Below are 22,432 nucleotides of genomic sequence, written 5' to 3' on the forward strand. Positions count from 1 at the left end.
GCCGGATGGCCCAACGCTGTTTTTTGAGCGCCAAGATTCACGGTGCCACCATCACCTGCGCGAACCTGGAATACCGGGGCAGCATCTCCATCGACACCGCGTTGATGAAAGCCGTGGGACTCCTGCCCTACGAACAGGTGGATGTCTACAATCTCGACAACGGAGAGCGGCTGACCACATACGCCATCCCCGGATCAAAAGGCGAAATATGCCTCAATGGCGCGGCCGCCCACAAGGGTGCCGTGGGCCAGCGGGTAATCATCGCCTCCTATGCGTGGCTCGACGAGAGCGAGGCCCGGACGCGCAAGCCGAGGGTCGCCATCGCCAACAACGACAACGGCGTCGAACAGATCCTCGAGTGCGAGCTCGACCCGGATTTCTAGGCCCGTACAGCAATACTCTTTAAGGAGGATTCAATGCAGATCGAAGGAAAGTACCTGTTCACCTCGGAATCCGTGACCGAGGGCCACCCCGACAAGGTTGCGGACCAGATATCCGACGCCATTCTGGACGCCATCATCGGCCAGGACCCCAACGCCCGAGTGGCCTGCGAAACATTGGTCACCACCGGCCTCGCCTTCATCGCCGGCGAGATTTCCACCACAGCTTTCGCCGATTTCCCCGAGATCGTCCGGGCCACCATCAAGGACATCGGCTATTGCAGTTCCGACACCATGGGCTTTGACTGGCAAACCTGCGCGGTCATCTCCTCCATCGACAAGCAGTCCCCGGACATCGCGCAGGGCGTTGACCGGACCAAGCCCGAGGAACAGGGCGCCGGCGACCAGGGCATGATGTTCGGCTTCGCCACCAACGAGACCCCGACCCTGATGCCCACCCCCATCTACTACGCCCACAAGCTCTCGCGCCGACTGACCTATGTGCGCAAGGAGGGCATCCTTGATTTCCTGCGCCCCGACGGCAAAACCCAGGTCTGCGTGGAATTCGACAACGGCAGGCCCGTCCGCATCGACAACGTGGTCGTCTCCTCCCAGCACTCGGACAGCATCGCTTACGCCGATCTCAAGGAAGCCATCATGACCGAAGTCGTCATGAAATCCCTGCCCGAGGATCTGATCGACGAACGGCTCAAGGCATACATCAACCCCACCGGCCGCTTCGTCATCGGCGGCCCGGTCGGCGACTGCGGGCTCACCGGCCGCAAGATCATCAACGACACCTACGGCGGAGCAGGGGCTCACGGCGGCGGCGCCTTCTCCGGCAAAGACCCGTCCAAGGTGGACCGCTCCGGCGCGTACATGGCCCGCTATGTGGCCAAAAACGTGGTGGCCTCGGGGCTGGCCGAAATGTGCGAGGTACAGATCGCCTACGCCATCGGCGTGGCCGAGCCCGTCTCGGTGGTGGTCTGCTCGCGTGGCACCGGCCAGGTCTCGGACGAGCAGCTGACCAAAGCCGTCACCGAGGTTTTCGACATGCGCCCCTACTTCATCCAGGAGCGGCTCAACCTGCGCCGCCCCATCTTCCAGTTGACCACCAACTACGGCCACTTCGGTCGCGAACGGCCGGAATTCACCTGGGAAATGACCGACGCGGTGGACGACCTGCGCACCGCCTGCAAAATATAGCGCGGCAACGCGTTACATTCAGACAAGAGGCGGAAGCTCCATGCTTCCGCCTTTTTTGTTGACAAAAGAGTTTAGCAACTATACTCAATGGCCATGCGAAACCTGGACGAAATGAAGAACGAGTTTGCCAACCTGAGTGAAACACTGAATAAATTCATAGCGATAAACAAAAAACCGATGGATTTTGGAGTGGGGGTACTCATCAACCCCTCCGAGATCCATGCCGTGGCCAAGCTCTGCGACCACGGCCCCATGAGCCTGACGGAGCTGGCCGAGCGATCCTTCGTGTCCAAGGGGGCCATGTCCCAGTTGGTGGCACGGCTTGAAAAAAAGGGGCTCGTTTACAGGGAGACAGCTCCTGACAATCAGTCGAAACAGATACTGTATCCCACGGGTATTGGCATAAGAGCCCAAAAAGGCCACATGGAATTCCACATGAAACACGACCGCGAATTCCTTACCTACCTGAGTACCATGTCCAATGGGGAATACGCCGTCTTCAGGGAGGTCTGTAGACAGATGAACCGTTGGATGGACAGCTACCTCAAGTAATTTTTTACGCCATGTGTTAACATGCTTAACACAACAGGAGCCCCCATGCCCTTTCCCACCCCGAAGACCTCACTGGCCCCGGTCGAAAATGTGCTCATGGAAGCCATCAGCGCCCAGGCGATCATCGACGCCGTAGAAATGCGCCTCTTCGACCACCTGAGCAGGCAGCCCATGCCAGCGGCATCACTGGCCCAAACCATGCAACTGAAGTCCGAACCGCTGGAAGCCATGCTGGACATTCTGGTGGAACGCCAACTGCTCACCCTGGATGGCAAAACCTACGCCAACACGCAAATGACCGAGGAATATCTGGTCAGCTCCTCGCCGCTCTTCCAGGGCAAGGCGCTGACCTTGCAACAGGGCCACAACGAGATGATCCGCAAGAACCTGATCACCCTGCTCAAGGGCGGCAGCATGGAAAGGGATGCAACCGACTCCAAGTGGGCCGAGGCGGACACCATGGAGGGAACCCTCCAGCACGCCCTCAACGGCCAGATCCAGATGGCGGTCGCCTATTTGAAGGAGTTGCCCGAATTCGCCTCCTTCCGCACCATGGCCGACATCGGAGGCAACCATGGGCACTATTCCATGGAATTGCTGGCGCACAATCCCAAATTGATTAGCACCATCCTGGACCTTCCCCAAGTCATCGAACCGGCCATGCGGCGCTGCTCCGCTCTGGGCTTTGGCGACCGCATCGCCTGCAAGCCCTTTGATCTTCGCAGCGACGAGTTGCCCGAGGCGGCCTTTGACCTGGTCTTCACCTCCCATGTCCTCTATGGATGCGTGGACGACATGGAAAAGTTCTTCAGAAACATCCATCACTCGCTCAAGGCTCGTGGTTGCTTTGTTTCGCACCACTTCTCCCCGGATGGAGGGGCAAGCCGCCTGTACCAGACCAGCGTGGAACTGATCACCCGGCTGATGGGATACAAAACGCACTTCCTCTCCGGGCAGGTTCTGAAAGAAGCGCTCACGGCCACCGGCTTTGGCAACTTCACCCACACCTATACCGGCTGCGACGGCCAGGCGCTCCTTTTGGTGGCACGCAAGCTGTAAGAGCATAGGGGCGGGAACATGCTGTTCCCGCCCCTTATGCCCGCCTGTCCTTTATGGCTCTGCTGGGTTTGGATTGACTGGTTCGGCATTGGTCCCATCGTCCGCTCCGAGGCGGGCCAGCACACGCGAGAACATATCGGCCAACCGCCTTGCCCGAACCTCGTCCCGCCGGGAAAACGCGATGTGCAACGGCATTCGGGCAAGCTCCAAAACCACCCGCGCCCGATCGGCACAGCCTCCAAGCCGCTCCAGGACATGCTCTCCCGAGCGCCGGGTGGCCAGCGCCGCGTCGATGCGTCCCTCGCACAACATGGCGAGCAACGCCTCAACATCCTTGAAGAGCATAGGGGATTCCGGCAACCGCGTGGAAACGTCCGGCCCGTAGTGGTAGCCCCGGACCACCCCCACGCGCAGTCCTGCGAGATCCTCCAGAGACCCGGGTTGCAAGTCGCCCCTGGCCACGAAGACCACCGTATCCTCGTAAGCCAGCGGCTGCTCTGCAAAATGCAGCCATTTCTCGCGCTCTGCGGATCGGAAAAGCGAGAATATCCCATCCGCGTGACCCGAGCGAACATCGTCCACCGCCCTGGCCCAAGGCCGGTTCATGAACACCGGAACCAGCCCCAGCTCGGCACACACCCGCCGGATCAGCACGACACTGTCGCCGCGGGCCTCGCCCTCCTGTTGATATTCGAACGGGGGAAAGTCTTCGTAAACCAGGCGCACTTCATCCGCCCTCAACGCATTGCAGGAAAGAAGGATTCCCAAAACAAGAACCATTCCCGGAATAACGAGATGCTGGCAGGGCATGAGATTTCTCATGATCACACCGTATTCCCCCACTGGCACAACGTCAAGGGCCATTGCGGGACGATCCGCCGCAAACGGCGCCCTGGACCGATCGGGGAGAATGGGGATCAGGCGACTCCGGCTACCCTCAAACGGGTGGCAGCATTCCGTCCGGCCCGCTCATCGCCGACCCCATACATGAAGGACGACGGCTGTGCTCCTGACGCCCTCGGGAGCCCGATGGTTGCTTTCGTAATGGTCGATGAACCTTTGGTAGGCCAGCCTGGACGGCCGCTTGGCGCCGGGTGTGGCCGTGGCCCCCGTGGCGCGATGGGTGCGCAGCATGTCCGCCACTGTGGGATAGTGGGCCGTATGGGTCACGGCCTCGAACTCCAGAGCCGTTGGCGCGGCGTCGTACAATATTTTCATGAAATACCCGACGGAACGCATGGGAAGCATGGAGCCGAAGCCGGAAGCGGCCGAAGCCTCGGCGAATTCGGCATAAGTCCCGTCAACAAAGATGGAAAAAGCGAACCGCCCCCCACCCCGAAGCAATCCGAGATTTTCGCGGATTGACACTTCGGGCGAGCGGTACCACTGCATGGTGGACGAACTGACCAGCAGGTCGAAACTTTCAGGGGGCATCAGGAGACGCTCGCCGTCAGCGACCACCAACTCGGGATTCGTCAGTCCGTGCTTGCTGACCTGGTCGAGCATGCCGGGGGAGATGTCCACGGCCACATAGCGGGAATGGGCGCACCGGGGAGCGATATGCCGGGTCAGCACGCCGCAGCCCGCACCGATTTCGAGAATGGCCGGATAATCTCCCGGCGGAACGTGCCCGGCACACCGACGCGCCACTCGGTCCTGCAGCTGGGCGGCATTGGCATAGGTGTTCCTGGCCCGCTCGAAGGCCCGGCGGATACTCTCTTTAGACAACGACATCAGCAAGGTCTTGTCCCGAAATGTAATGCCCGCAGGCAAGAGTCAGGCAGGAGGCGTCCGGCATGACACCGCGGAGGCTCTCTGTCGCCTGAAACGGAACGATGCGGTCACGCTCGCCGCGGACAAGGATCGTTGTACTTCCGCCCGGATGTGCAGGCATGGCGCGGGAAGTCCGCAGATACTCCAGGCCGGCGATCAACCCCTCGGCATCGCCTTCGCGATAGACGCCCCGCCCGGCATAACCGCAATCGGCATGGAATCGGCGGACCGTCTGCTCAGGATTCCGGCGCATACTGCGGATCATCGCCCGCACCGCCGTCTCGGGGACATGGTCGGTGAAGGCGAGAAACGGCGCAAGAAGGATGATCCGTTCAAACCGACTCGTCACGCGACTCCATCGCTTGAGAATCATGTGTGCGCCCGTGGACCAGCCGATGAGCGTGGACGCAGGGGAAACATCCAGCCGATGGAAAATCTCGCCCTCGGAACAGCCGACAAAGGGCAGGAGAAACTCCCCCTTGCCCGCCAGGGAGGGATAGAGTTCCGGGTAGCCAGCCCAGCCGGAAACAAAAAGGAAATCGTCTGTCACACACGCTCCGTCATCTGCGCCACAGCCGTCTTGAAAAGCGTCAGGTCGGCATCGGTCAGGTCCGCCCGCAGGCTGATGCGCAGACGGGCCGTATTCTGAGGCACTGTGGGCGGCCGGATGGCACCAACCAGAACACCGCGCTCCACGAGCGCATCGCGTGCGGCCAGGGCCGCCTCGTTGCCGCCAAGCATCACAGGAATGATCGCGGTTCGCGACGAACCAACGTCAAGGCCCAACGAACCGAGGTACTCCCGAACATCGCGTGCCATGTCGAGCAGTCGCCTCCCCAGCGTGTCGGCTTCACGCACGAGACGCACGGCAGCGAGGCTCGCGCCCACCACCGCTGGCGGCAGGGCCGTGGAAAAAATGAACGGCCTGCCGGTATTTCGCAGGTATCCTATGATCTCCGCCTTGCCGGCGATGTAGGCACCGTAGGAGCCAAACCCCTTGCTGAAGGTTCCCATATGGATGTCCACCCGGTCCGCCAACCCGAGCTGGGCGGCCAACCCCCTGCCGTTGCCGAAGATTCCGGCGGCATGGGCCTCATCCACCACGGACAGGACCCCATGCCGCTGGCAGAGGTCGACAAGGGTTGCAAGATCGGCGATGTCGCCATCCATGGAAAAGACCGTGTCCGTAACCAGCACTTTTCTTGGGGCGCCCGCATGGGCCTCGAGCAGTTTCGCGAGATGGTCCGTGTCGTTGTGCCGGTAACGGACATGCTTTGCACCCGACAGCCGGATACCGTCCACGATGCTGGCGTGGTTGAGGCGGTCCGAAAAGACAACGGTATGCCGGTCGGCCAGGGAGGAGAGGATCATCAGGTTGGCGGCAAAGCCCGATCCCACCACCAGCGCATCCTCCTGCCCCTTGAAGGAGCTCATTTCCCGCTCCAGCTCATCAAGCAGGGCAAAATTGCCGCTGACAAGTCTTGATGCGCCGCTGGAGGTGCCGTACCTCTCCACAGCCTCGATGGCTCCCTGCCGGAGCGCGGGATGCCCGGCCAGCCCGAGGTAGTTGTTGGACGCAAGGTTGAGAAGCCTTCTCCCGGCGTGGAGCAGATACCTTTCCGCGCCATGGTCCACTGGAGGAATTTGACGGACGCGGTTTCCTTCTCTAAGCTTCGCCGCTTCCCGCGCAATAAACTTTTTATGGGAATGTGCTAACATGGCGATGGATAAGACAACGCAGGCTCTCTGGCTTCCGGTCACTCAGATGAAGGATCTTGAGGAACACCCGGCCCTCAGGATCTGCTCGGGCAAAGGAATATACCTATACGACGCCGAAGGCAAACCGTACATGGACGCCATCAGTTCCTGGTGGACCAACATCTTCGGCCATGCCAATCCGCGCATCACGCGCACCCTGGCCGAACAGGCCGCCCGGCTGGAACATGTTATGCTCGCGGGCGTCACCCATCCCCCGGCAGAGGATCTGGCCCGCCGCCTGACCACCCTGACCCCGGACGAACTGACCAGGGTTTTCTTTGCGGGCGACGGCGCCAGCGCCGTGGAAATCGCCATGAAGATGAGCTACGCCTCCCGCCGCAACACGGGCCATACGGAAAAGCGGCGGTTCGTCGGCCTGTCCGGCGGCTATCACGGCGAAACCCTCGGTGCGCTCTCCCTGTGCGGGCACGACGCCTTTTCCGACATCTTCCGCCCGCTCATGCCGGACAACCTCAGCGTCACCGGCCCGGACTGCTACCGCTGCCCTCACGGCAAGACGCGCAACGACTGCGATGCCGAGTGCTTCGAGCACATGGAGGGAGCCCTGGAAAAACACGGCCGGGAGGTCACGGCGGTCTTTATCGAGCCCATGGCCCAGGGAGCCGCTGGCTGGCGGTTTTATTCGCCGCGCTATCTGCGCAAGCTGCGCGAGTGTACCCGGCACCATGACATCCACCTTGTGTTTGACGAGATCGCGGTCGGTTTCGGACGGCTTGGCACCATGTTCGCAATGGAACAGGCCGGAGTCACACCGGATTTCCTGACCCTGTCCAAGTCCATCACCTCGGGCACGCTGCCGCTCTCGGTGGTCATGACCACGGACGCGATCTACGAGGCGTTTCTCGGCGACTTCACCCAAATGAAGGCGTTCATGCACAGCCACACCTACATGGGCAACCCCCTGGCCTGCGCAGTGGCCAACGAAACGCTGTCCATGTTTGAGGAAGGAAACGTCCTCGAAACCAACAAGCCCAAATACAGACATCTCGCCAACCATGCCGCCCTGCGGTTCGCGGACCACCGCCATGTGGGCGAAGTCCGCTCCCTGGGCTTCATCACCTGTGTCGAGCTTGTGTCCGACCGGGCGACGAAAACTCCTTTCGACTGGAGACTGCGGACCGGCTTCAGGATATTCCGGGAGGCGCTCAAGCGGGGTGTGCTGCTGCGCAACCTCGGCGACTGCCTCTACTTCCTGCCGCCCTACGTCATCACCCAGGACGAGATCACCCGACTGGTGGACGTTGCCCATGCCGCCATGGTCGAAATACTGGGGGAATAATAATGGAACGCTACTTCATCTCCGGCACCAATACCGGGGTCGGCAAGACGATCTTCTCCGCATGGCTCTCCAAAAGGCTCCTTGCCGAGGGAAAACGCGTCACCTACGTCAAGCCCGTCCAGACCGGCTTCCCCGCGGACGACGACGCGGCCTTTGTCCGCGCACACGCGGGGCTTGCCCCTGGGGACGCCCGGGTCATCATGACCGGCACCGAGCCAGTGGCTCCCTGCTTTCTCTGGGAAACCTTCCCCTTTGACGCCGTCGCGAACGCGATCAACGACGTTGCCGGATGCGATGCCCTGCTCGTCGAGGGAGCCGGGGGGCTCCTCGTGCCGCTGGACATGAAAAGACAAATGTTTGAAATAGCCCGCGCCTGTGACCTGCGTACCATTCTCGTGGTCCCCAACCGCCTGGGATGTATCAACGACGCCCAACTCTCGGTGCGTTTCCTGGCGTCCGAGGGACTGCCCCTGGCTGGCCTGGCCGTCAATGACCACTATGCCTCCGACACCCTCAACCGGGAACGCAACAAGCGCATGCTCGACCACCTCCTGCCCGGATCGGTTGCATATGAGTTCGGGACGCTGACGGGCTAGAGCCCGCAGACCGCGCCCTCCCGGCTCATGTCCGCGCACAGGATCAGGTGGCGGCCGCTGCTCTTGTGGTGAAAGACACGGGCGATGGTGGTGCACAGGTTGCCCGAGGCCAGGGAGATGTAGGGGTCGGAGGTGAACTTCTCAAGCCCGGCCTGGATGGGCAGGAAATATTCCTTGAGGGAGTGGTCCGTGCCAAAACGCGCCGGTTCGTAAAGGAACCGTTTGCTCTTTTTCAACTTGTCCGGGTCGCAGAGAGTGTCGGAGACCTGCCGCCCCTTCATGTCGAGTACATAGAGACACTCCACCCCATCATGGGTTTCAAGATACTGGGTCATGGCCTGATTGAGCCCTCGCGAGGGGGTTTGCGCCAGTCCCTGGCACATGGTCAGAATGGTCAGATCATAGCTGGAAAAAAGGCGCTTGTCCTCGGCGATACGGCGAGTACGGTCCTGGCGGTGCCTCTCGGCCAGAGCGTCCACCTTGGCAGCCATGCCGGGCACCGCGTCCAGCCCCGGAGCCGGGCGGGCAAAGTAGAACCCTTGGAACACATCCACCCCGTTGGCCAGCAGACAAAGAACCTCGTCCCCCGACTCCACCCCCTCGGCCAGCACGAGGCAGCCCAGACGGTTGGCCATCTGAACGAAACTGCGCACCACCTCCAGCTTGTGAAACTGGCTGTCCACCCCGCGGATCAAGGCCCGATCGAGCTTGAGCACGTCCGGCTTGAGCAAGGGGATGCGGTCAAGGTTCGAGAATCCGGTCCCCACATCGTCAAGGGCAATGAGAAAATTCTTCTTGCGGTAGAAACGGACGAATTCCAGAAGAGCGTCCATGTCTTCGCATCTTGATTCGATGATCTCAATGATCACGTTGCTGGGGCAAATGTCGCACCGCTTGATGAGCTTGAGCAGATGGCTTGAGCCCCGCGTTTCCTCGTTGATGCAGGCGGCGTCGATATTCATCGAAAGCATGATGGACTTGTCGCGACGGTGCAGGGCCGCGAAGGACTCGGCCGCACGGGTGCGGCACGCCCGGTCCAGAGCAAGGCGCAGAGGCTGCTCCTGTGCCTGGGCAAAGAGGAGGGCGGGCGGGATGATTTCTCCCGTGACCGCATTGAACCCCCTGCTCAAAGCCTCCAGGCCGATGACGGCCTTGCGCCGAAGCGAGATCTGAGGCTGGAAATGCGTAATAATGGCAGGATGTTCTAGTATCTCCTGCAGTGGAGTCACACAGTTGACCATTGAGGGATTGCCGTTGTTTCGCTGCATGGATGGAACAGGGGACTCGTCGTGCGACAGGGGCCGGGGCGGCACGACCGCCCCGGCTCCGTATGTCGTCGCATTCCGTTGCTAGAGTATGCCGTCCTCGCCGGTTCTGATACGCAGGGCCTTGGCCAGCTCGACGACGAAGACCACGCCGTCGCCCTCCTTGCCTGTGGCCCCGGCCGAACGGATGGCCCCGATGGCCTTATCCTCGAAATCGTCGTTGACGCCGATCTCAAGGCGGACCTTCTTGAGCAGGTTCACTTCCATCTGTACGCCGCGATAGGTCTCGGTGAACCCCTTCTGCCGCCCGGAACCGAGGATGTTGGTCACGGACATGGAGTATATCTCCTTGGCATAGAGCGCCTGCTTCACGTCGTTGAGCTTTTCTGGCCTGATGTATGCTATGATGAGCTTCATTGCGGTATTCTCCTTGTGATGTCTTGCGGTCGCGGGCTACTCGTTGCTGAAGAGCTGAAAGCCGTTGTAGGACTCGCTGCCATGCTCTGAGATGTCCAGGCCCTTGAGTTCCTCGTCCTTGTCCACGCGCAGTCCTGACACGCCCTTGATGGCGGTCATGAGCACATACCCGGCACCGAAGGCCCAAACGAAGAAGGCCCCCGCGCCGATGAGCTGCACGCCAAGCTGACCGAAACCGCCGCCGTAGAACAGGCCACCGTCGACATTGAAAAGGCCGCAGGCGATGGTGCCCCACGCGCCGCACACGCCATGGACCGAAGCCGCACCGACCGGATCGTCGATGCGCAGCACCTTGTCGATGAATTCGATGGACAGAACCACCAGCAGACCGGCCGCCAAACCGATGAGGATGGAGCCCCCGGCACTGACCGTGGCGCAACCGGCGGTGATACCCACCAGCCCTGCCAGGGCGCCGTTGAGGGTCATGGAGATGTCGGGCTTGCCGAAACGAAGCCAGGACATGCCCATTGCCCCGAGAACGCCGGCGCAGGCAGCCAGCGAGGTGTTCATGGCGATCATGCCTATGGTGTCGTCGGCAGTGGTGGTGGAGCCGGGATTGAATCCGAACCAGCCGAACCAGAGGATGAACACGCCAAGGGCGGCCAGGGGGATGTTGTGGCCGGGTATGGCCCGCGCCTTTCCGTCTTCGGTGTACTTGCCCAGCCGGGGACCGAGGACCATGGCCCCGGCCAGTGCGATCCAGCCGCCCACGGAGTGGACCACGGAAGAACCGGCGAAATCGCAGAAACCAAGGGTCTCAAGCCAGCCCGCGCCGTCGTCGCCCAACCACAAAGAACCCCATGCCCAGTGACCGGAAATGGGATAGATCAAGCCGGTGACAAAGATCGAAACCAGCACGTAGCTCGAAAATTTCGTGCGCTCTGCCATGCCCCCGGAGACAATGGTGGCCGCAGTGGCCGCAAACACGGACTGGAAGAACCAGAAGGTATAGGTCCAGGGCAGGTCAGCGTCGGCAACGCCGCCCAGGGCAAAACCCGAAGTGCCGAAAAATCCGCCCGCATCAAGGCCGAACATGATGGCGAAGCCGAACAGGAAAAAGCAGATGGAACCAACGGAAAAATCCAGGAAGTTCTTCATCAGGATGTTGCCCGCGGACTTGGCCCGGGTGAACCCGGCCTCCACGCAGCCGAACCCGGCCTGCATGAACATGACCAGGATGGCGGCAATGACGGTCCACAGGATATTGGCATTGTCCTGAGTGAGAAACTCTGCTTCGTCGGCAAAGGCAAGCGTCGGATCCAGAGCGGCCACCAAGGCCACCATGACCATGGCGGCCTTGGCCGATACGGGGGTTGGGAACTTTCTCGAAAACATGCGATGCTCCTCCTTGAAGGGAATGCGTTTGTAACCTGAGCCGTCCCTATCAAGACTCGTGCCAAAACGGCCATTTGTTGCTATTCGTGTAAAAACGAAACAATAGACACTTCATAATGTCGTGTAAAATTCTCAATTTTGTTATTTAGTACATTTTTGAAACCATTTTTTTGAACAAAATATGTCATTCGAGCAAAACCCACCCTGGTGACCGCCGGTCACATTTATTAATTGTAATATATCCCATCCCTCTGAAATCTCGATGAATCTTTTTGTTGACAGAATTTCCTTCAGGGTGTAGCTCTTTGCCCATGAACACCACCACCCCGGCCACCAACTCCTTTACCGTCTTTTATTTTGGATATTGGTACAGCCGTGCGCGCGGTCTCGGGAGAGGTGTACTGTAAGCCAGGTGGTGGGTTACAACCGAAAAAAGACAAACCTCTTCAAGGGCCGCGGGCGAAAGCCGGCGGCCCTTGGTTTTTTTCCGGGTGCCGACGGCAGACAGGCAAGCCGCTGCCCGGCAAGGGACAACCGCTGGAGAATACCATGCATATCGGCAAAGCAATCAGACTTGAGCGCATCTTCAACCGCAACACCGGGCGAACAATTGTCGTGCCCATGGACCACGGCGTGACCGTCGGCCCCATCGACGGACTCGTGGACATGCGCGAGGCAGTGGGCAAGGTCGTTGACGGCGGAGCCAATGCCGTCATCGAGCACAAGGGCCTTGTCCGATGCGGCCACCGCGCCACCGGACGCGACATCGGCCTCATCGTCCACCTCTCCGCCTCCACCACCCTCTCCCCCTTCCCCAACGCTAAAAGTCTCGTCGCCACAGTGGAAGACGCCATGCGCCTCGGTGCCGACGCAGTCTCCATCCATTGCAACCTCGGAGACGAAACCGAATCGGCCATGCTTGCCGATTTCGGCAAGGTCGCCTCGGAGGCAGCCAACTGGGGTATGCCGCTTCTGGCCATGGTCTACGCTCGCGGCCCCAAGGTCAGCGACGAGTACGCCCCGGCGGTGGTTGCCCACTGCGCCCGCGTGGGCACCGAGCTGGGCGCGGACGTGGTCAAGGTGTGCTACACCGGCGACATGGAGTCCTTTGCCAAGGTCTGCGACGCCTGCTGCGTGCCCATCGTCATCGCGGGCGGACCCAAGCTTGACAGCACCAAAGCGTTCATACAGATGGTGCATGATTCCCTCAAGGCCGGTGGGGCAGGACTTTCGGTGGGCCGCAACGTCTTCCAGCACGACAACCCCACCCGCCTGGTCGAAGCGCTGAACATGGTCGTGCACCACGACGAGAGCGTCGAGGCCGCCCTGGCGCACATCAACATGTAATTACCGGACAACAGTATGAAATCCATCATCTTCAAAGCCATTCCCTTTGACAAGACAGCGCTCACCCTGGCCCTGGAGTCGGGTGTTGACGGAATCATGGTCGAGGCGGAACAGGTGGCCGCGGTCCAGGCCCTTGGCCGGGTCTCGGTCATCACGCCTGAGGACATGCCCGCCATCGCCCTGAACAGGAAATCCGACGAGGAAGAGGCTGTGGGGCGCATCAGGCAGGGGGAGAACATTCTCCTGGCCAAAGGCTGGGAAATCATTCCGGTGGAAAACATCCTGGCCCAGGTGGACACCCTGGCCCTGGAATGCGAGAATCATGATCGGGCGGTCCTTGCCGCCGGCATCCTGGAGCGCGGCTGCGACACCATCGTGGTCCTGCCCGAGGGCGCGGCTGACTTGAAACGCATCGTCTCCACCCTCAAACTCTCCCAGGGCACCATGGAACTTGAAACCGCCACCGTCACAGCCATCGAACCCACCGGCCTCGGTCACCGCGTCTGCGTGGATACCATCTCCGTGCTCAGGCGCGGCCAGGGAATGCTTGTGGGCAACTCCAGCGCCTTCACCTTTCTGGTTCACGCCGAGACGGAGTCCAACCCCTATGTGGCCGCAAGGCCCTTCCGGGTCAATGCGGGCGCTGTCCACGCCTACACCCGAATGCCCGGCGACAAGACCACCTATCTTGAGGAGCTGGCCGCCGGGACCGACGTTCTCATCGTCGGCGCGGACGGCTCCACCTCCCTGGCCACCGTGGGCCGGGTCAAGGTCGAAATCCGCCCCATGTTGCTCGTCACAGCAGAGGTCAGGAGCAAGGACGGCAACCGTCAGGGCCAGGTATTTCTGCAAAACGCGGAAACCATCCGCGTGGTCAGCGACAAGGGCGATCCCGTTTCCGTGGTCTCCCTCAAGGTCGGCGACAAAATCCTGGTCAAGACCGATGAGGCCGGACGCCATTTCGGCATGCGAATTCAGGAAGACATCAAGGAATCCTAGCAGGATGTTGAAACCGCACCGTCTGCCTCGTTGCTTTAGCCGTCCCGGACTCTCGCGCAGGAGGCATATGCTTCAATCCCGGAGCACCCCTCGCGCCTTGCATCCGGCGCGGCTTGAACATCCTGCACCATGCGGGGCCGCATCCCGAACACGGCGCGTCGTGACGGCCGGAACCATGGAGAAAAGACCATGAAAGACACCATCGACACAGACGACACGCCCGACCTGGGCGAGTTGCGCGACAGGATCGACCGGATCGACCGGCAGATCGTGGACCTGCTCAACCGCAGGGCAGAGGTAAGTCTCGGCGTGGGCCGCTACAAGGCTGCGCGTCATGAGCCCATATACATGCCCTTTCGCGAACAGGAGGTGCTCAACAAGATCGCCCAGTCGAGCCCGGGACCTCTGCCCGACAAGCACCTGCGCACCATCTATCGGGAGATCATGAGCTCCTCGCGCCATCTGCAGCGACCCGAGCGCGTGGTCTATCTCGGCCCCGAGGGCACCTTCTCCTATTTCGCGGCCATCGAACACATGGGCAGCGCCGCCGACCTGACACCCAAGAACAACTTTGAGGAAATCTTCCGGGCCGTGGCCGAAGAAGGTGCAGAGCTAGGCGTCATCCCGCTTGAAAACTCCATCGAAGGCACCGTGGGCCAGGTTGTGGACCTGTTCATGAAATACACGGTCCACATCCAGGCCGAGGTCTTCAGTCGCATCAGTCACTGCCTCATCTCCAACGCCGCGCACATTGAGGATGTTGAGGTGGTCTACTCCCATCCCCAGCCCCTTGGCCAATGCCGCGACTGGCTGCGCAACAACCTGCGCGATGTCCCCACCATCCCCATGGAATCCACGGCCGAGGCCGCCAAGACCGTGGCGGACAAAAAGGCCACCGCCGTGGTAGGCCACGCCAAACTGGCCGACATGCACGGCATGAACGTCCTGGCCCAGTCCATCGAGGACATCCCGGACAATTGGACCCGGTTCCTGATCATCGGGGCCTCGCCATCCAGGGAGAACAAGCGCGACAAGACCACCCTGCTCTTCACCCTGCCCGACAAGCCCGGTGCATTGGCCAGGGTGCTGACCACCATCGCCCATCAGTCCATCAACATGACCAAGCTGGAATCGCGTCCTTTCCGGGGCGAAAAATGGAAATACGTCTTCTTCACCGACCTCGAATGCGATCTGAGCAAGGCCAAGTACGAGGAAGTGCTGGAAGATATCAGGCAACAATGCCACACCCTGCGGGTGCTCGGCACCTACCCCACCCAGGAGGAAAGGCCATGAGCCAAGCCGCTGTCACCGTCACCGCACCACCGTCCAAGTCCCTGTCGCACCGCACGCTCATCGCCGCCGCCCTGGCAGACGGCACTTCCGAGATCAGCGGCGCTCTGGACAGCGACGACATCACCCGCACCCGGGACTGCCTGACCGCCTGCGGGGCGACCATCGAGGAGCGCGGCGACATGCTCGTGGTGACGGGTATGAAGAACGGCCCGGCAGGTGGCAATGCCGACGGCAAGCACAAGGACGAGCCCCCGGTCCAACTCTTCATGCACGAATCCGGCACCACCTGCCGGTTGATGACCGCCGTGGCTGCCGCCGGACGCGGCGCCTTCAGGATTCACGGCGCACCCCGCATGCACGAACGGCCCATGGCCGAACTGACCGATGCCCTGGCAGCCCTCGGTGCCGCATTCTCCTTTGAGGCCGAGCCGGGACATCTCCCCTTTGTCATGACCACCAAGGGATATTCCGGGAAACAGGTCGGGATCACCCTGGAGGAAAGCAGTCAGTACCTTTCGGGCCTGCTCCTGGGGGCCCCCCTGGCCGAACGCGAAACAGTCATCAACATCTCCGGCCAAAAGGCCGTGTCCTGGCCCTACGTGGCCCTGACCCTGCGCATCATGGAGGATTTCAAGGCCGGATTCGAGGTGGAAATCCGAAAAGAGGACGGATGGCATCCCGTTCCCTGGCGTTCTGTCAAGGTCGTAAACCCCGGAGCGGTCCGCTTTATGGTCAAACCCACCGGGTACCGGCCCGCCCACTACCGCGTGGAGGGCGACTGGTCCAATGCCAGCTACTTCATGGCGGCCGGGGCGGTGGGCAGACTGCCCGTGCTGCTCAAGGGACTGGTAGCCGATTCGCTCCAGGGCGACAGGGCCATCATGGACATCTTAAGCCAGATGGGCGCGACCATAAAGGTCTCCTTCGACGGCATCGAGGTTGCGCCTGGCCCCCTGCGCGGTATCGAGATCGACATGGGCCGCTGCCCGGACCTGGTGCCCACCGTGGCCGCTGTGGCCGCCTTTGCCGCAACGCCCACCACCATCACCAATGTGGGCCATCTGCGCATCAAGGAGACCGACCGCCTCGCGGCCTGCGCCAAGGAACTGGCCCGCACCGGCTGCCGTACCAGCATCACCGACGACACCCTCTTGATCAGGCCGGGGCTGCTGCCCCGCGACAAGACCGTGGAGTTCACCACCTACGGCGACCACCGCATGGCCATGTCCATGTCCCTGTTCACCCTGGCCGGGGCGGACGCCGTCCTTGACAACCCGGCCTGCGTCGGCAAATCATTCCCGGGCTTCTTCGACCAATGGGCCACCATTGTCGAAGCCAACCGGACAGCCCTGTAACCGCGAGACCAGTGCATGAATCCTTCGGGCATCCAGACCATCGCCATCGTGGGCGCCAAGGGCCAGATGGGGACGCTCTTCAGCCGGGACTTCGCCGCGCTGGGATGCGCGGTGTCTCCCCTGGACCGGCCGCTGACCGACCAGTCCATCCGCGCCGCCCTGACCGGCTGCGACCTCCTCCTGCTCTGCGTGCCGGTCACAGCCATGGACGCGGTGCTGGACCGCGTCGCGCCGCACCTTGCGCCACCCGCCATCCTCTGCGACGTGGGCTCGGTCAAAATGCTGCCCGTCAAGGCGATGCTCGACCGCTACGACGGCCCTGTGGTGGGCACCCACCCCCTCTTCGGCCCGGTCATTCCCGAGGGGTTCGAGCCGCGGGTGGCCGTGGTTCCCGGCCGCGATACCGACGCCGACACCGATGCCGCCCGCGCTGTGGCCGACCTGTTCAGCGCATGCGGCTACACCAGTTTTCCCTCCACAGCCGAAGAACACGACAAGGCCATGGCCATCATCCAGGGCCTCAACTTCACTTCCACCGTGGCTTTCCTGGCCGCTGCCAGGGATGTCGATTCCATCGAAAACTACGTTACCCCGTCCTTTCAGCGCAGACTCGACGCAGCCCGCAAAATGCTCACCACAGACACCGAACTCTTCGAGGCCATCTCCGAGGCCAATCCTTTCCTCCAGGAGAGCAACCGCAAGTTCATGTCCTACCTGAGCCTCGCCGCCGGGGGCGATCTGGACCTGCTCGCCGAAAGGGCGCAGTGGTGGTGGCGTAACGAATCATATTAGGGGTGCGGCTTGCAAAGCCGGACGCGCACTTGCGTACACGCAACGAAGGCCGCACCCCGACAAGGGTGCGGCCTCATTGTTTTCGGGAGGGAATGATGAGGGACACATGAAAGGATTGTGAAGAGAAGAGAAAGGCAGGGGAGGAAGCCGCCTGCGGCGGTATTGGTGTGGAATGATTTCGTCCCTTCGGGCCGACGCAACTGGCGCTGCGACGCTCCCGCCCATTGCCCGGCTGACGAAGGGAAGTCGAAAATGGTGTGAAAGGGCTGGAAAGGAAAAAGCGAAGAGACAGTGTGAGCGAGTGGATGTTGCCCAGCGGACAGACCAGCAGCCCCCCGCGGTTTGAAGCCGAAAAAACGGCGGGAAACTCTGGAGCGGGGAACGCGGTACCGCCCGTTTTTTCGGGTTCAAACCGCAACCCTGGGGTCTAGGGGCCAGGCCCCTGGCGGGTCCGGGCAGAGCCCGGCCGCCGGAGGCACTTCAACGGTGCAACATTGACCATAACGACGACATCACGAGGGAGTGACGATGCAGAAGATACAATTGACGCAGCACGGGAAGTGGCTCCCGGCAGACGTGCAGACGACCATCAGCCTATACATGGGGCTGGTGGGCAACCAGCCTGGGATATTGCTTGAGAGCGCCGAGGTGGATGGCCGGTTGGGCCGGTACAGTCTGATCGCCTGGGATTACCGGATGATCCTCCATCCGGTAGACGGCAAACTGGTGGTGGAAACCACAGACGAGCGGCTGGAGCCGCTCAAGAAATTCGCCGGGACCGACTATATGACCGGGCTAAAGCAGGTAATCGCCAGCCTGCGTGTGGCCCAGGAGACTTCGGGGGGCAAGGCCCGCGACACCCTTCCCGGCTTGACGCGGGGGCTATACGGCTATTTCGGCTACGGCGTGGCGGGGATGTTCGAGCGCAAACTGAAAGACGTGTGCAGACCGAAGGACGCCGAGGCGTGCCTGGTGCTGCCGGGGCAGATGGTGCTATTCGACCATCTGCGCCATTCATGCTGCTATCTGAGTCTGGACGAGGGGGCCACGCCGACGCCTGCCCCCGTCCAATGGGCCACGGACCTGAAGGCCCCTGAGGTGGGGACGCCCGAGGTCCGTCCAGGGCGGATGGCGTACATGGCCGGGGTGGAAAAGTGCAAGGAGCTGATCGCCCAGGGCGAGTGCATCCAGGTGGTGCTTTCCACCCGGTTCACCGTACCTGTGCCTGACGACCCGTTCCGCATTTATCGGCGGCTGCGTCAGGCCAACCCGTCACCCTTCATGTTTTACATGAAATTCCCGGACTGCGCGTCCATGGGCAGAACGTGCGGCACCACCCTGCTCGGTTCGTCGCCGGAGATGATGGTCCGCTGCGCTGCCGGGCGACTGGAAGTCCGGCCCATCGCGGGCACCCGCTGGCGGGGCGAAACCGAGAAGGAGGACATGCGCCTTGAGGCCGAACTGCTGGCCGATCCCAAGGAACGGGCCGAGCATGTCATGCTGGTGGACCTGGGCCGCAACGATCTTGGCCGCATCTCCAAGCCGGGCACGGTCACGGTGGAGAAATTCATGAATGTCGAGCGTTTTTCCCACGTCATGCACCTGACCTCGTATGTGGAAGGGGAGTTGAAGGACGGGCTGGACGGCGTGGACGTGCTCCAGGCCACCTTCCCTGCCGGGACGCTTTCGGGTGCGCCGAAAATCCGGGCCATGGAGATCATCGCGGAAACCGAGCCCCAGGAGCGCGGCCCGTATGGCGGCTGCATCGGCTGGATGGGGCTGGACGAGGGCGTGGTCAACCTGGACACAGGCATCACCATCCGCTCCATGTGGATACGAAACGGCGTGTGCCACTGGCAGGCCGGGGCCGGAATCGTCTACGACTCCGACGCCGAGGCCGAATGGAACGAATGCCACAACAAGGCGCGAGTGCTGCTGGACGTGATTACCGGCAAGGGAGGCACCGATGTTTTTGCTGATCGATAATTTCGACTCCTTCACCTTCAACCTGGTGCAGGCTTTTCAGGTGCTGGGGGCCGAGCCGGTGGTCATCCGCAACGACAAGAACAAGGTACTCGCCCTTGCCGAAAGCGGCCGACTCACCCGCGTCTGCCTCTCGCCCGGCCCGAGCAACCCGGAGAACGCCGGGCACTGCCTGGAGTTTCTGAAGCGGCTCCCGGCCCGGGTGCCTGTGCTGGGCGTATGCCTTGGCCATCAGACTCTGGGGCATTTTGCGGGCGCCCCGGTGGTCCGTGCCGAGCGTATCATGCACGGCAAGACCTCACTGGTTCACCACCAGGGCGCTGGAATATTCGCAGGGCTTCCCAACCCCTTTGAGGTCTGCCGCTACCACTCGCTGCTTGTCCCGGCCGAAAAGGCGGCGGATGTCCTGGAGGTCACGGCCCGCACCGACCGGGGCGAGGTCATGGGCCTGGCGTACCGCGACAGACCGTGGTTCGGTGTGCAATTCCACCCCGAATCCATCCTGACCCCGCATGGTCCGAAAATACTCAAAAACTTCCTGAGCGTGGAGGGATAACGCCATGACCGTCACTGTATCCGAAATACTCGAGCTGCTGGCCCGCCGGGAGTCCCTGACCGACGAGCAGGCCGGGCTCATGTTCTCCGAGATGATGAGCGGCAACCTGACCGAAGGACAGATCGGCGCCTTTCTCATGGGCCTGCGGACCAAGGGGGAGGACTCCACGGACCTGGCTGCCGGCGTCCGCGCCGGGCTGGCGGTAGCGGTCAGAATCCCCGGCTTCGACGGCAGCCGCGAGGAGCCGGTCATAGACACCTGCGGCACGGGCGGCGACGGCCAGTGCAGCGTCAACTGCTCCACCGCCGTGTCCCTTTTCCTGGCCGACATGGGCCATACCGTGGCCAAGCACGGCAACCGCGCCCTGTCCTCATCGTGCGGTTCGGCCGACGCGCTGGAAGCCCTCGGGGTGCCGCTGGAGCAGACGCCCGAGGAGGCGGCCAGGAGCCTTGAGGAGCACCACTTCGCCTTCCTCTTCGCTCCGGCCTACCATCCGGCCTTCAAGCACGTCATGCCGGTTCGCCGCCAGCTCGGCATCCGCACCCTGTTCAACCTCATGGGCCCGCTGCTCAACCCGGCCCGCCCATCGCACCAGCTACTCGGCGTGGGCGCACCCGACAAGCTCCACCTCATGGGCGAGACCCTGCTGCTGACAGGCGTACGCCGCGCCCTCATCTTCGCCGGAGCGGGCGGTTTCGACGAGCTGACCACCTGGGGCGTCAACCGGGGCTACCTGATCAACGACGATGTCATGGAAAAGATCACTGTCAATCCCGAGAAACTCGGTTTCGCTCCCCATGCGCCCGAGGACGTGCGCGTCGGCGGCAAGGACGATGCCGTGGCCAAACTACGCGAAGTCCTCGCGGGCACCGGCCCCAGGGCCATGATGGACATGGTTGCCCTCAATCTGGCAGGGTGCCTCCACCTTCTCGACCAAGGCACCATGCGCGAATGCGCGGACATGGCCAGAGACATTGTTAACAACGGACTTACCAAGGGAATCCCCAATGCTGGATAAATTCAGGCAAGCCAAGCAAAAAGAGATCGAAAGCCTGCGCAAGGACTTCATGGAGGGCCGCGTGCCCGCCGTGTACCAGAACGGGCGCCCATCCTTCACCGAGGCCATCCGGGCCAAGGGACCGGGCGCGGTCATCGCCGAGTTCAAGCCTTCGAGCCCCAGCCAAGGCGTCATCCGAGAACACGCCAACCCATTGGATTTTGCGGATATATATGCAGCGAACGGCGCAGCCGCCATCTCAGTCCTCACCGAACACGTCTACTTCGGCGGCCATCCCGACTACCTGTTCATGATGAAGGGGCCGGGCCTGCCGCTCTTGCGCAAGGACTTCATCTTCGACCCGCTCCAGGTGGCCATGACCGCGTCCAGCCCGGCCTCGGCCGTGCTGCTCATCGCACGCATGTTCGCCTCTGCCGCGGAACTCAAGCAACTGGTGGATCTGGCACGCATGCCCGGCCTGGCCCCGGTGGTGGAAATATTCGACCAAGCGGACCTGGACACGGCCCGCCAAGCCGGAGCGGACATCATCCAGGTCAACAACCGCGACCTGGACACCCTGACCACCACTCTGAACCAAAGCCGCTCCTTCATCCGGCAAAAACGCGATGGCGAGCTGTGGATCAGCGCCAGCGGCGTGTCGACCCGCGCACAGGTGGAGGAGATGGCCGCCCTCGGCTTCGACGCCGTGCTCATCGGCACCAGCCTGATGCGGGCCGACGACCCCGGCCGTCTGCTGGCCGAACTGACGGGAAGACTCTGATGTCCCGACCCCTGATCAAAATCTGCGGCATGACCCGCATGGAGGATGTCCGCCTGTGCGTATCCCTGGGCGCGGACCTGCTCGGGTTCATCTTCCACGCGGCCAGCCCGCGCCGGGCCGCCCCGGACTTTGTCGCCTCGGTCAAGACCGGCCGCGCCGTCAAGGTGGGGGTCTTCGTCCACCAGTCCGCCGACGAGGTGATCGAAATCATGGACCGCTGCGGCCTGCACGCCGCCCAGCTGCACGGCGGGCAGGACATGGCCTTCTGCGAGGCCGTGGGACCGGACCGGGTCATCCGCACCTTCTGGCCCGAGACCTACGCCTCGCCCGAGGCCCTGCTGCGCGACATGGAAAACCACGCCGAAGTCTGCGGCCATTTCCTCCTCGACGCAGGCGGCAAGGGCCAGGGCGGCACGGGGCAGTCCATTGATTTCGGAATCCTGCAACACATTGAAATACAAACACCCTGGTTCCTGGCAGGAGGCATTGGCCCGAACAATATCGACGCCGCTCTGGCCCTGAATCCCCCGGGCCTGGACATCAACTCCGGCGTGGAAAGCCAACCTGGAATCAAGGACAATAGCAAACTGCAAGCGGTCTTCGACCGGATCGACAAGGTAAGATAGCC

Annotated in this window: 23 protein-coding genes; 16 read left to right on the top strand and 7 right to left on the bottom strand. The window is 62.1% G+C overall.

Annotated elements, in window-relative coordinates; translation table 11 throughout:
- Window positions 1-5 precede the first annotated feature (5 nt).
- The 4 genes from panD to GKC30_RS13335 all read left to right on the top strand — a co-directional run bounded on the left by panD (window position 6) and on the right by GKC30_RS13335 (window position 3,197).
- A complete protein-coding gene (gene panD, locus GKC30_RS13320; RefSeq protein ID WP_155935462.1) occupies window positions 6-383 on the top strand; it encodes an aspartate 1-decarboxylase in 378 nt (125 codons plus the stop codon).
- Window positions 384-416: 33 nt separating this feature from the next.
- Window positions 417-1,586 carry a methionine adenosyltransferase gene (metK, locus tag GKC30_RS13325; protein ID WP_155935463.1) on the top strand — a complete coding sequence of 390 codons (1,170 nt, stop codon included), beginning with the start codon at window positions 417-419 and terminating at the stop codon, window positions 1,584-1,586.
- Window positions 1,587-1,679: 93 nt separating this feature from the next.
- A complete protein-coding gene (locus tag GKC30_RS13330) occupies window positions 1,680-2,138 on the top strand; it encodes a MarR family winged helix-turn-helix transcriptional regulator (protein ID WP_155935464.1) in 459 nt (152 codons plus the stop codon).
- Between the two features lie 45 nt (window positions 2,139-2,183).
- Entirely contained in the window at window positions 2,184-3,197 is a 1,014-nt protein-coding gene (locus GKC30_RS13335) for a methyltransferase (protein WP_155935465.1), read from the top strand.
- 51 nt (window positions 3,198-3,248) lie between these two features.
- On the opposite strand, the gene GKC30_RS13340 is transcribed toward GKC30_RS13335, so the two are convergent.
- The 4 genes from GKC30_RS13340 to bioF all read right to left on the bottom strand — a co-directional run bounded on the left by GKC30_RS13340 (window position 3,249) and on the right by bioF (window position 6,689).
- Window positions 3,249-4,019, bottom strand: coding sequence for a substrate-binding periplasmic protein (locus tag GKC30_RS13340; protein ID WP_231117192.1), 771 nt, complete (start codon window positions 4,017-4,019; stop codon window positions 3,249-3,251).
- A gap of 147 nt (window positions 4,020-4,166) precedes the next feature.
- Complete coding sequence (locus GKC30_RS13345) at window positions 4,167-4,925, bottom strand: methyltransferase domain-containing protein (RefSeq protein WP_196772902.1); 759 nt, start codon at window positions 4,923-4,925, stop codon at window positions 4,167-4,169.
- On the bottom strand, window positions 4,918-5,520 hold the full coding sequence (locus tag GKC30_RS13350) for an alpha/beta fold hydrolase (protein ID WP_155935468.1): 603 nt from the start codon (window positions 5,518-5,520) through the stop codon (window positions 4,918-4,920). The genes GKC30_RS13345 and GKC30_RS13350 overlap by 8 nt, the downstream gene beginning before the upstream one ends.
- Window positions 5,517-6,689 (bottom strand): 8-amino-7-oxononanoate synthase, encoded by a 1,173-nt coding sequence (gene bioF / locus GKC30_RS13355; RefSeq protein WP_155935469.1) that lies wholly within the window; start codon window positions 6,687-6,689, stop codon window positions 5,517-5,519. The genes GKC30_RS13350 and bioF overlap by 4 nt, the downstream gene beginning before the upstream one ends.
- Window positions 6,690-6,693: 4 nt before the next feature.
- On the opposite strand from bioF, the gene bioA reads away from it, so the two are divergent.
- Both bioA and bioD read left to right on the top strand, forming a co-directional pair.
- Window positions 6,694-8,028, top strand: coding sequence for an adenosylmethionine--8-amino-7-oxononanoate transaminase (gene bioA, locus GKC30_RS13360; protein ID WP_231117186.1), 1,335 nt, complete (start codon window positions 6,694-6,696; stop codon window positions 8,026-8,028).
- Between the two features lie 2 nt (window positions 8,029-8,030).
- Window positions 8,031-8,624 carry a dethiobiotin synthase gene (gene bioD / locus GKC30_RS13365; protein WP_155935471.1) on the top strand — a complete coding sequence of 198 codons (594 nt, stop codon included), beginning with the start codon at window positions 8,031-8,033 and terminating at the stop codon, window positions 8,622-8,624.
- Here bioD and GKC30_RS13370 read toward each other — a convergent pair.
- The 3 genes from GKC30_RS13370 to GKC30_RS13380 form a co-directional block, all read right to left on the bottom strand.
- A complete protein-coding gene (locus GKC30_RS13370; protein ID WP_231117188.1) occupies window positions 8,621-9,892 on the bottom strand; it encodes an EAL domain-containing protein in 1,272 nt (423 codons plus the stop codon). The two genes, bioD and GKC30_RS13370, sit on opposite strands and share 4 nt — an antisense overlap.
- Before the next feature lie 81 nt (window positions 9,893-9,973).
- On the bottom strand, window positions 9,974-10,306 hold the full coding sequence (locus GKC30_RS13375; protein WP_155935472.1) for a P-II family nitrogen regulator: 333 nt from the start codon (window positions 10,304-10,306) through the stop codon (window positions 9,974-9,976).
- A gap of 36 nt (window positions 10,307-10,342) precedes the next feature.
- A complete protein-coding gene (locus GKC30_RS13380; RefSeq protein ID WP_155935473.1) occupies window positions 10,343-11,701 on the bottom strand; it encodes an ammonium transporter in 1,359 nt (452 codons plus the stop codon).
- 549 nt (window positions 11,702-12,250) lie between these two features.
- Between GKC30_RS13380 and GKC30_RS13385 the strand changes: the two genes are divergently transcribed.
- The 10 genes from GKC30_RS13385 (at window position 12,251) to GKC30_RS13430 (ending at window position 22,430) form a co-directional block, all read left to right on the top strand.
- Complete coding sequence (locus GKC30_RS13385) at window positions 12,251-13,048, top strand: 2-amino-3,7-dideoxy-D-threo-hept-6-ulosonate synthase (RefSeq protein WP_155935474.1); 798 nt, start codon at window positions 12,251-12,253, stop codon at window positions 13,046-13,048.
- Window positions 13,049-13,063: 15 nt separating this feature from the next.
- Window positions 13,064-14,047: a 3-dehydroquinate synthase II family protein gene (locus GKC30_RS13390; protein WP_155935475.1), complete on the top strand. Its 984-nt coding sequence runs from the start codon at window positions 13,064-13,066 to the stop codon at window positions 14,045-14,047.
- A 189-nt stretch (window positions 14,048-14,236) separates the two neighbouring features.
- Window positions 14,237-15,340, top strand: coding sequence for a prephenate dehydratase (gene pheA / locus GKC30_RS13395; RefSeq protein WP_155935476.1), 1,104 nt, complete (start codon window positions 14,237-14,239; stop codon window positions 15,338-15,340).
- The gene (gene aroA, locus GKC30_RS13400) at window positions 15,337-16,695 is read left to right on the top strand and encodes a 3-phosphoshikimate 1-carboxyvinyltransferase (protein ID WP_155935477.1); all 1,359 of its coding nucleotides are present in this window, start codon (window positions 15,337-15,339) and stop codon (window positions 16,693-16,695) included. Before pheA ends, aroA begins: the two co-directional genes overlap by 4 nt.
- Before the next feature lie 15 nt (window positions 16,696-16,710).
- Window positions 16,711-17,487 (top strand): prephenate dehydrogenase, encoded by a 777-nt coding sequence (locus tag GKC30_RS13405; protein ID WP_155935478.1) that lies wholly within the window; start codon window positions 16,711-16,713, stop codon window positions 17,485-17,487.
- A 528-nt stretch (window positions 17,488-18,015) separates the two neighbouring features.
- Entirely contained in the window at window positions 18,016-19,473 is a 1,458-nt protein-coding gene (locus GKC30_RS13410; RefSeq protein WP_155935479.1) for an anthranilate synthase component I family protein, read from the top strand.
- Complete coding sequence (locus tag GKC30_RS13415; protein WP_155935480.1) at window positions 19,454-20,026, top strand: anthranilate synthase component II; 573 nt, start codon at window positions 19,454-19,456, stop codon at window positions 20,024-20,026. Before GKC30_RS13410 ends, GKC30_RS13415 begins: the two co-directional genes overlap by 20 nt.
- A gap of 4 nt (window positions 20,027-20,030) precedes the next feature.
- Window positions 20,031-21,044: an anthranilate phosphoribosyltransferase gene (trpD, locus tag GKC30_RS13420; protein WP_155935481.1), complete on the top strand. Its 1,014-nt coding sequence runs from the start codon at window positions 20,031-20,033 to the stop codon at window positions 21,042-21,044.
- Entirely contained in the window at window positions 21,034-21,804 is a 771-nt protein-coding gene (locus tag GKC30_RS13425) for an indole-3-glycerol phosphate synthase TrpC (protein ID WP_155935482.1), read from the top strand. Before trpD ends, GKC30_RS13425 begins: the two co-directional genes overlap by 11 nt.
- Window positions 21,804-22,430, top strand: a complete 627-nt coding sequence (locus GKC30_RS13430) for a phosphoribosylanthranilate isomerase (protein WP_155935483.1) — start codon at window positions 21,804-21,806, stop codon at window positions 22,428-22,430. Before GKC30_RS13425 ends, GKC30_RS13430 begins: the two co-directional genes overlap by 1 nt.
- Window positions 22,431-22,432 lie beyond the last annotated feature (2 nt).

It is taken from the genome of Pseudodesulfovibrio alkaliphilus, assembly GCF_009729555.1.
In the GTDB taxonomy this organism is placed as follows: Bacteria; Desulfobacterota; Desulfovibrionia; order Desulfovibrionales; family Desulfovibrionaceae; genus Pseudodesulfovibrio; species Pseudodesulfovibrio alkaliphilus.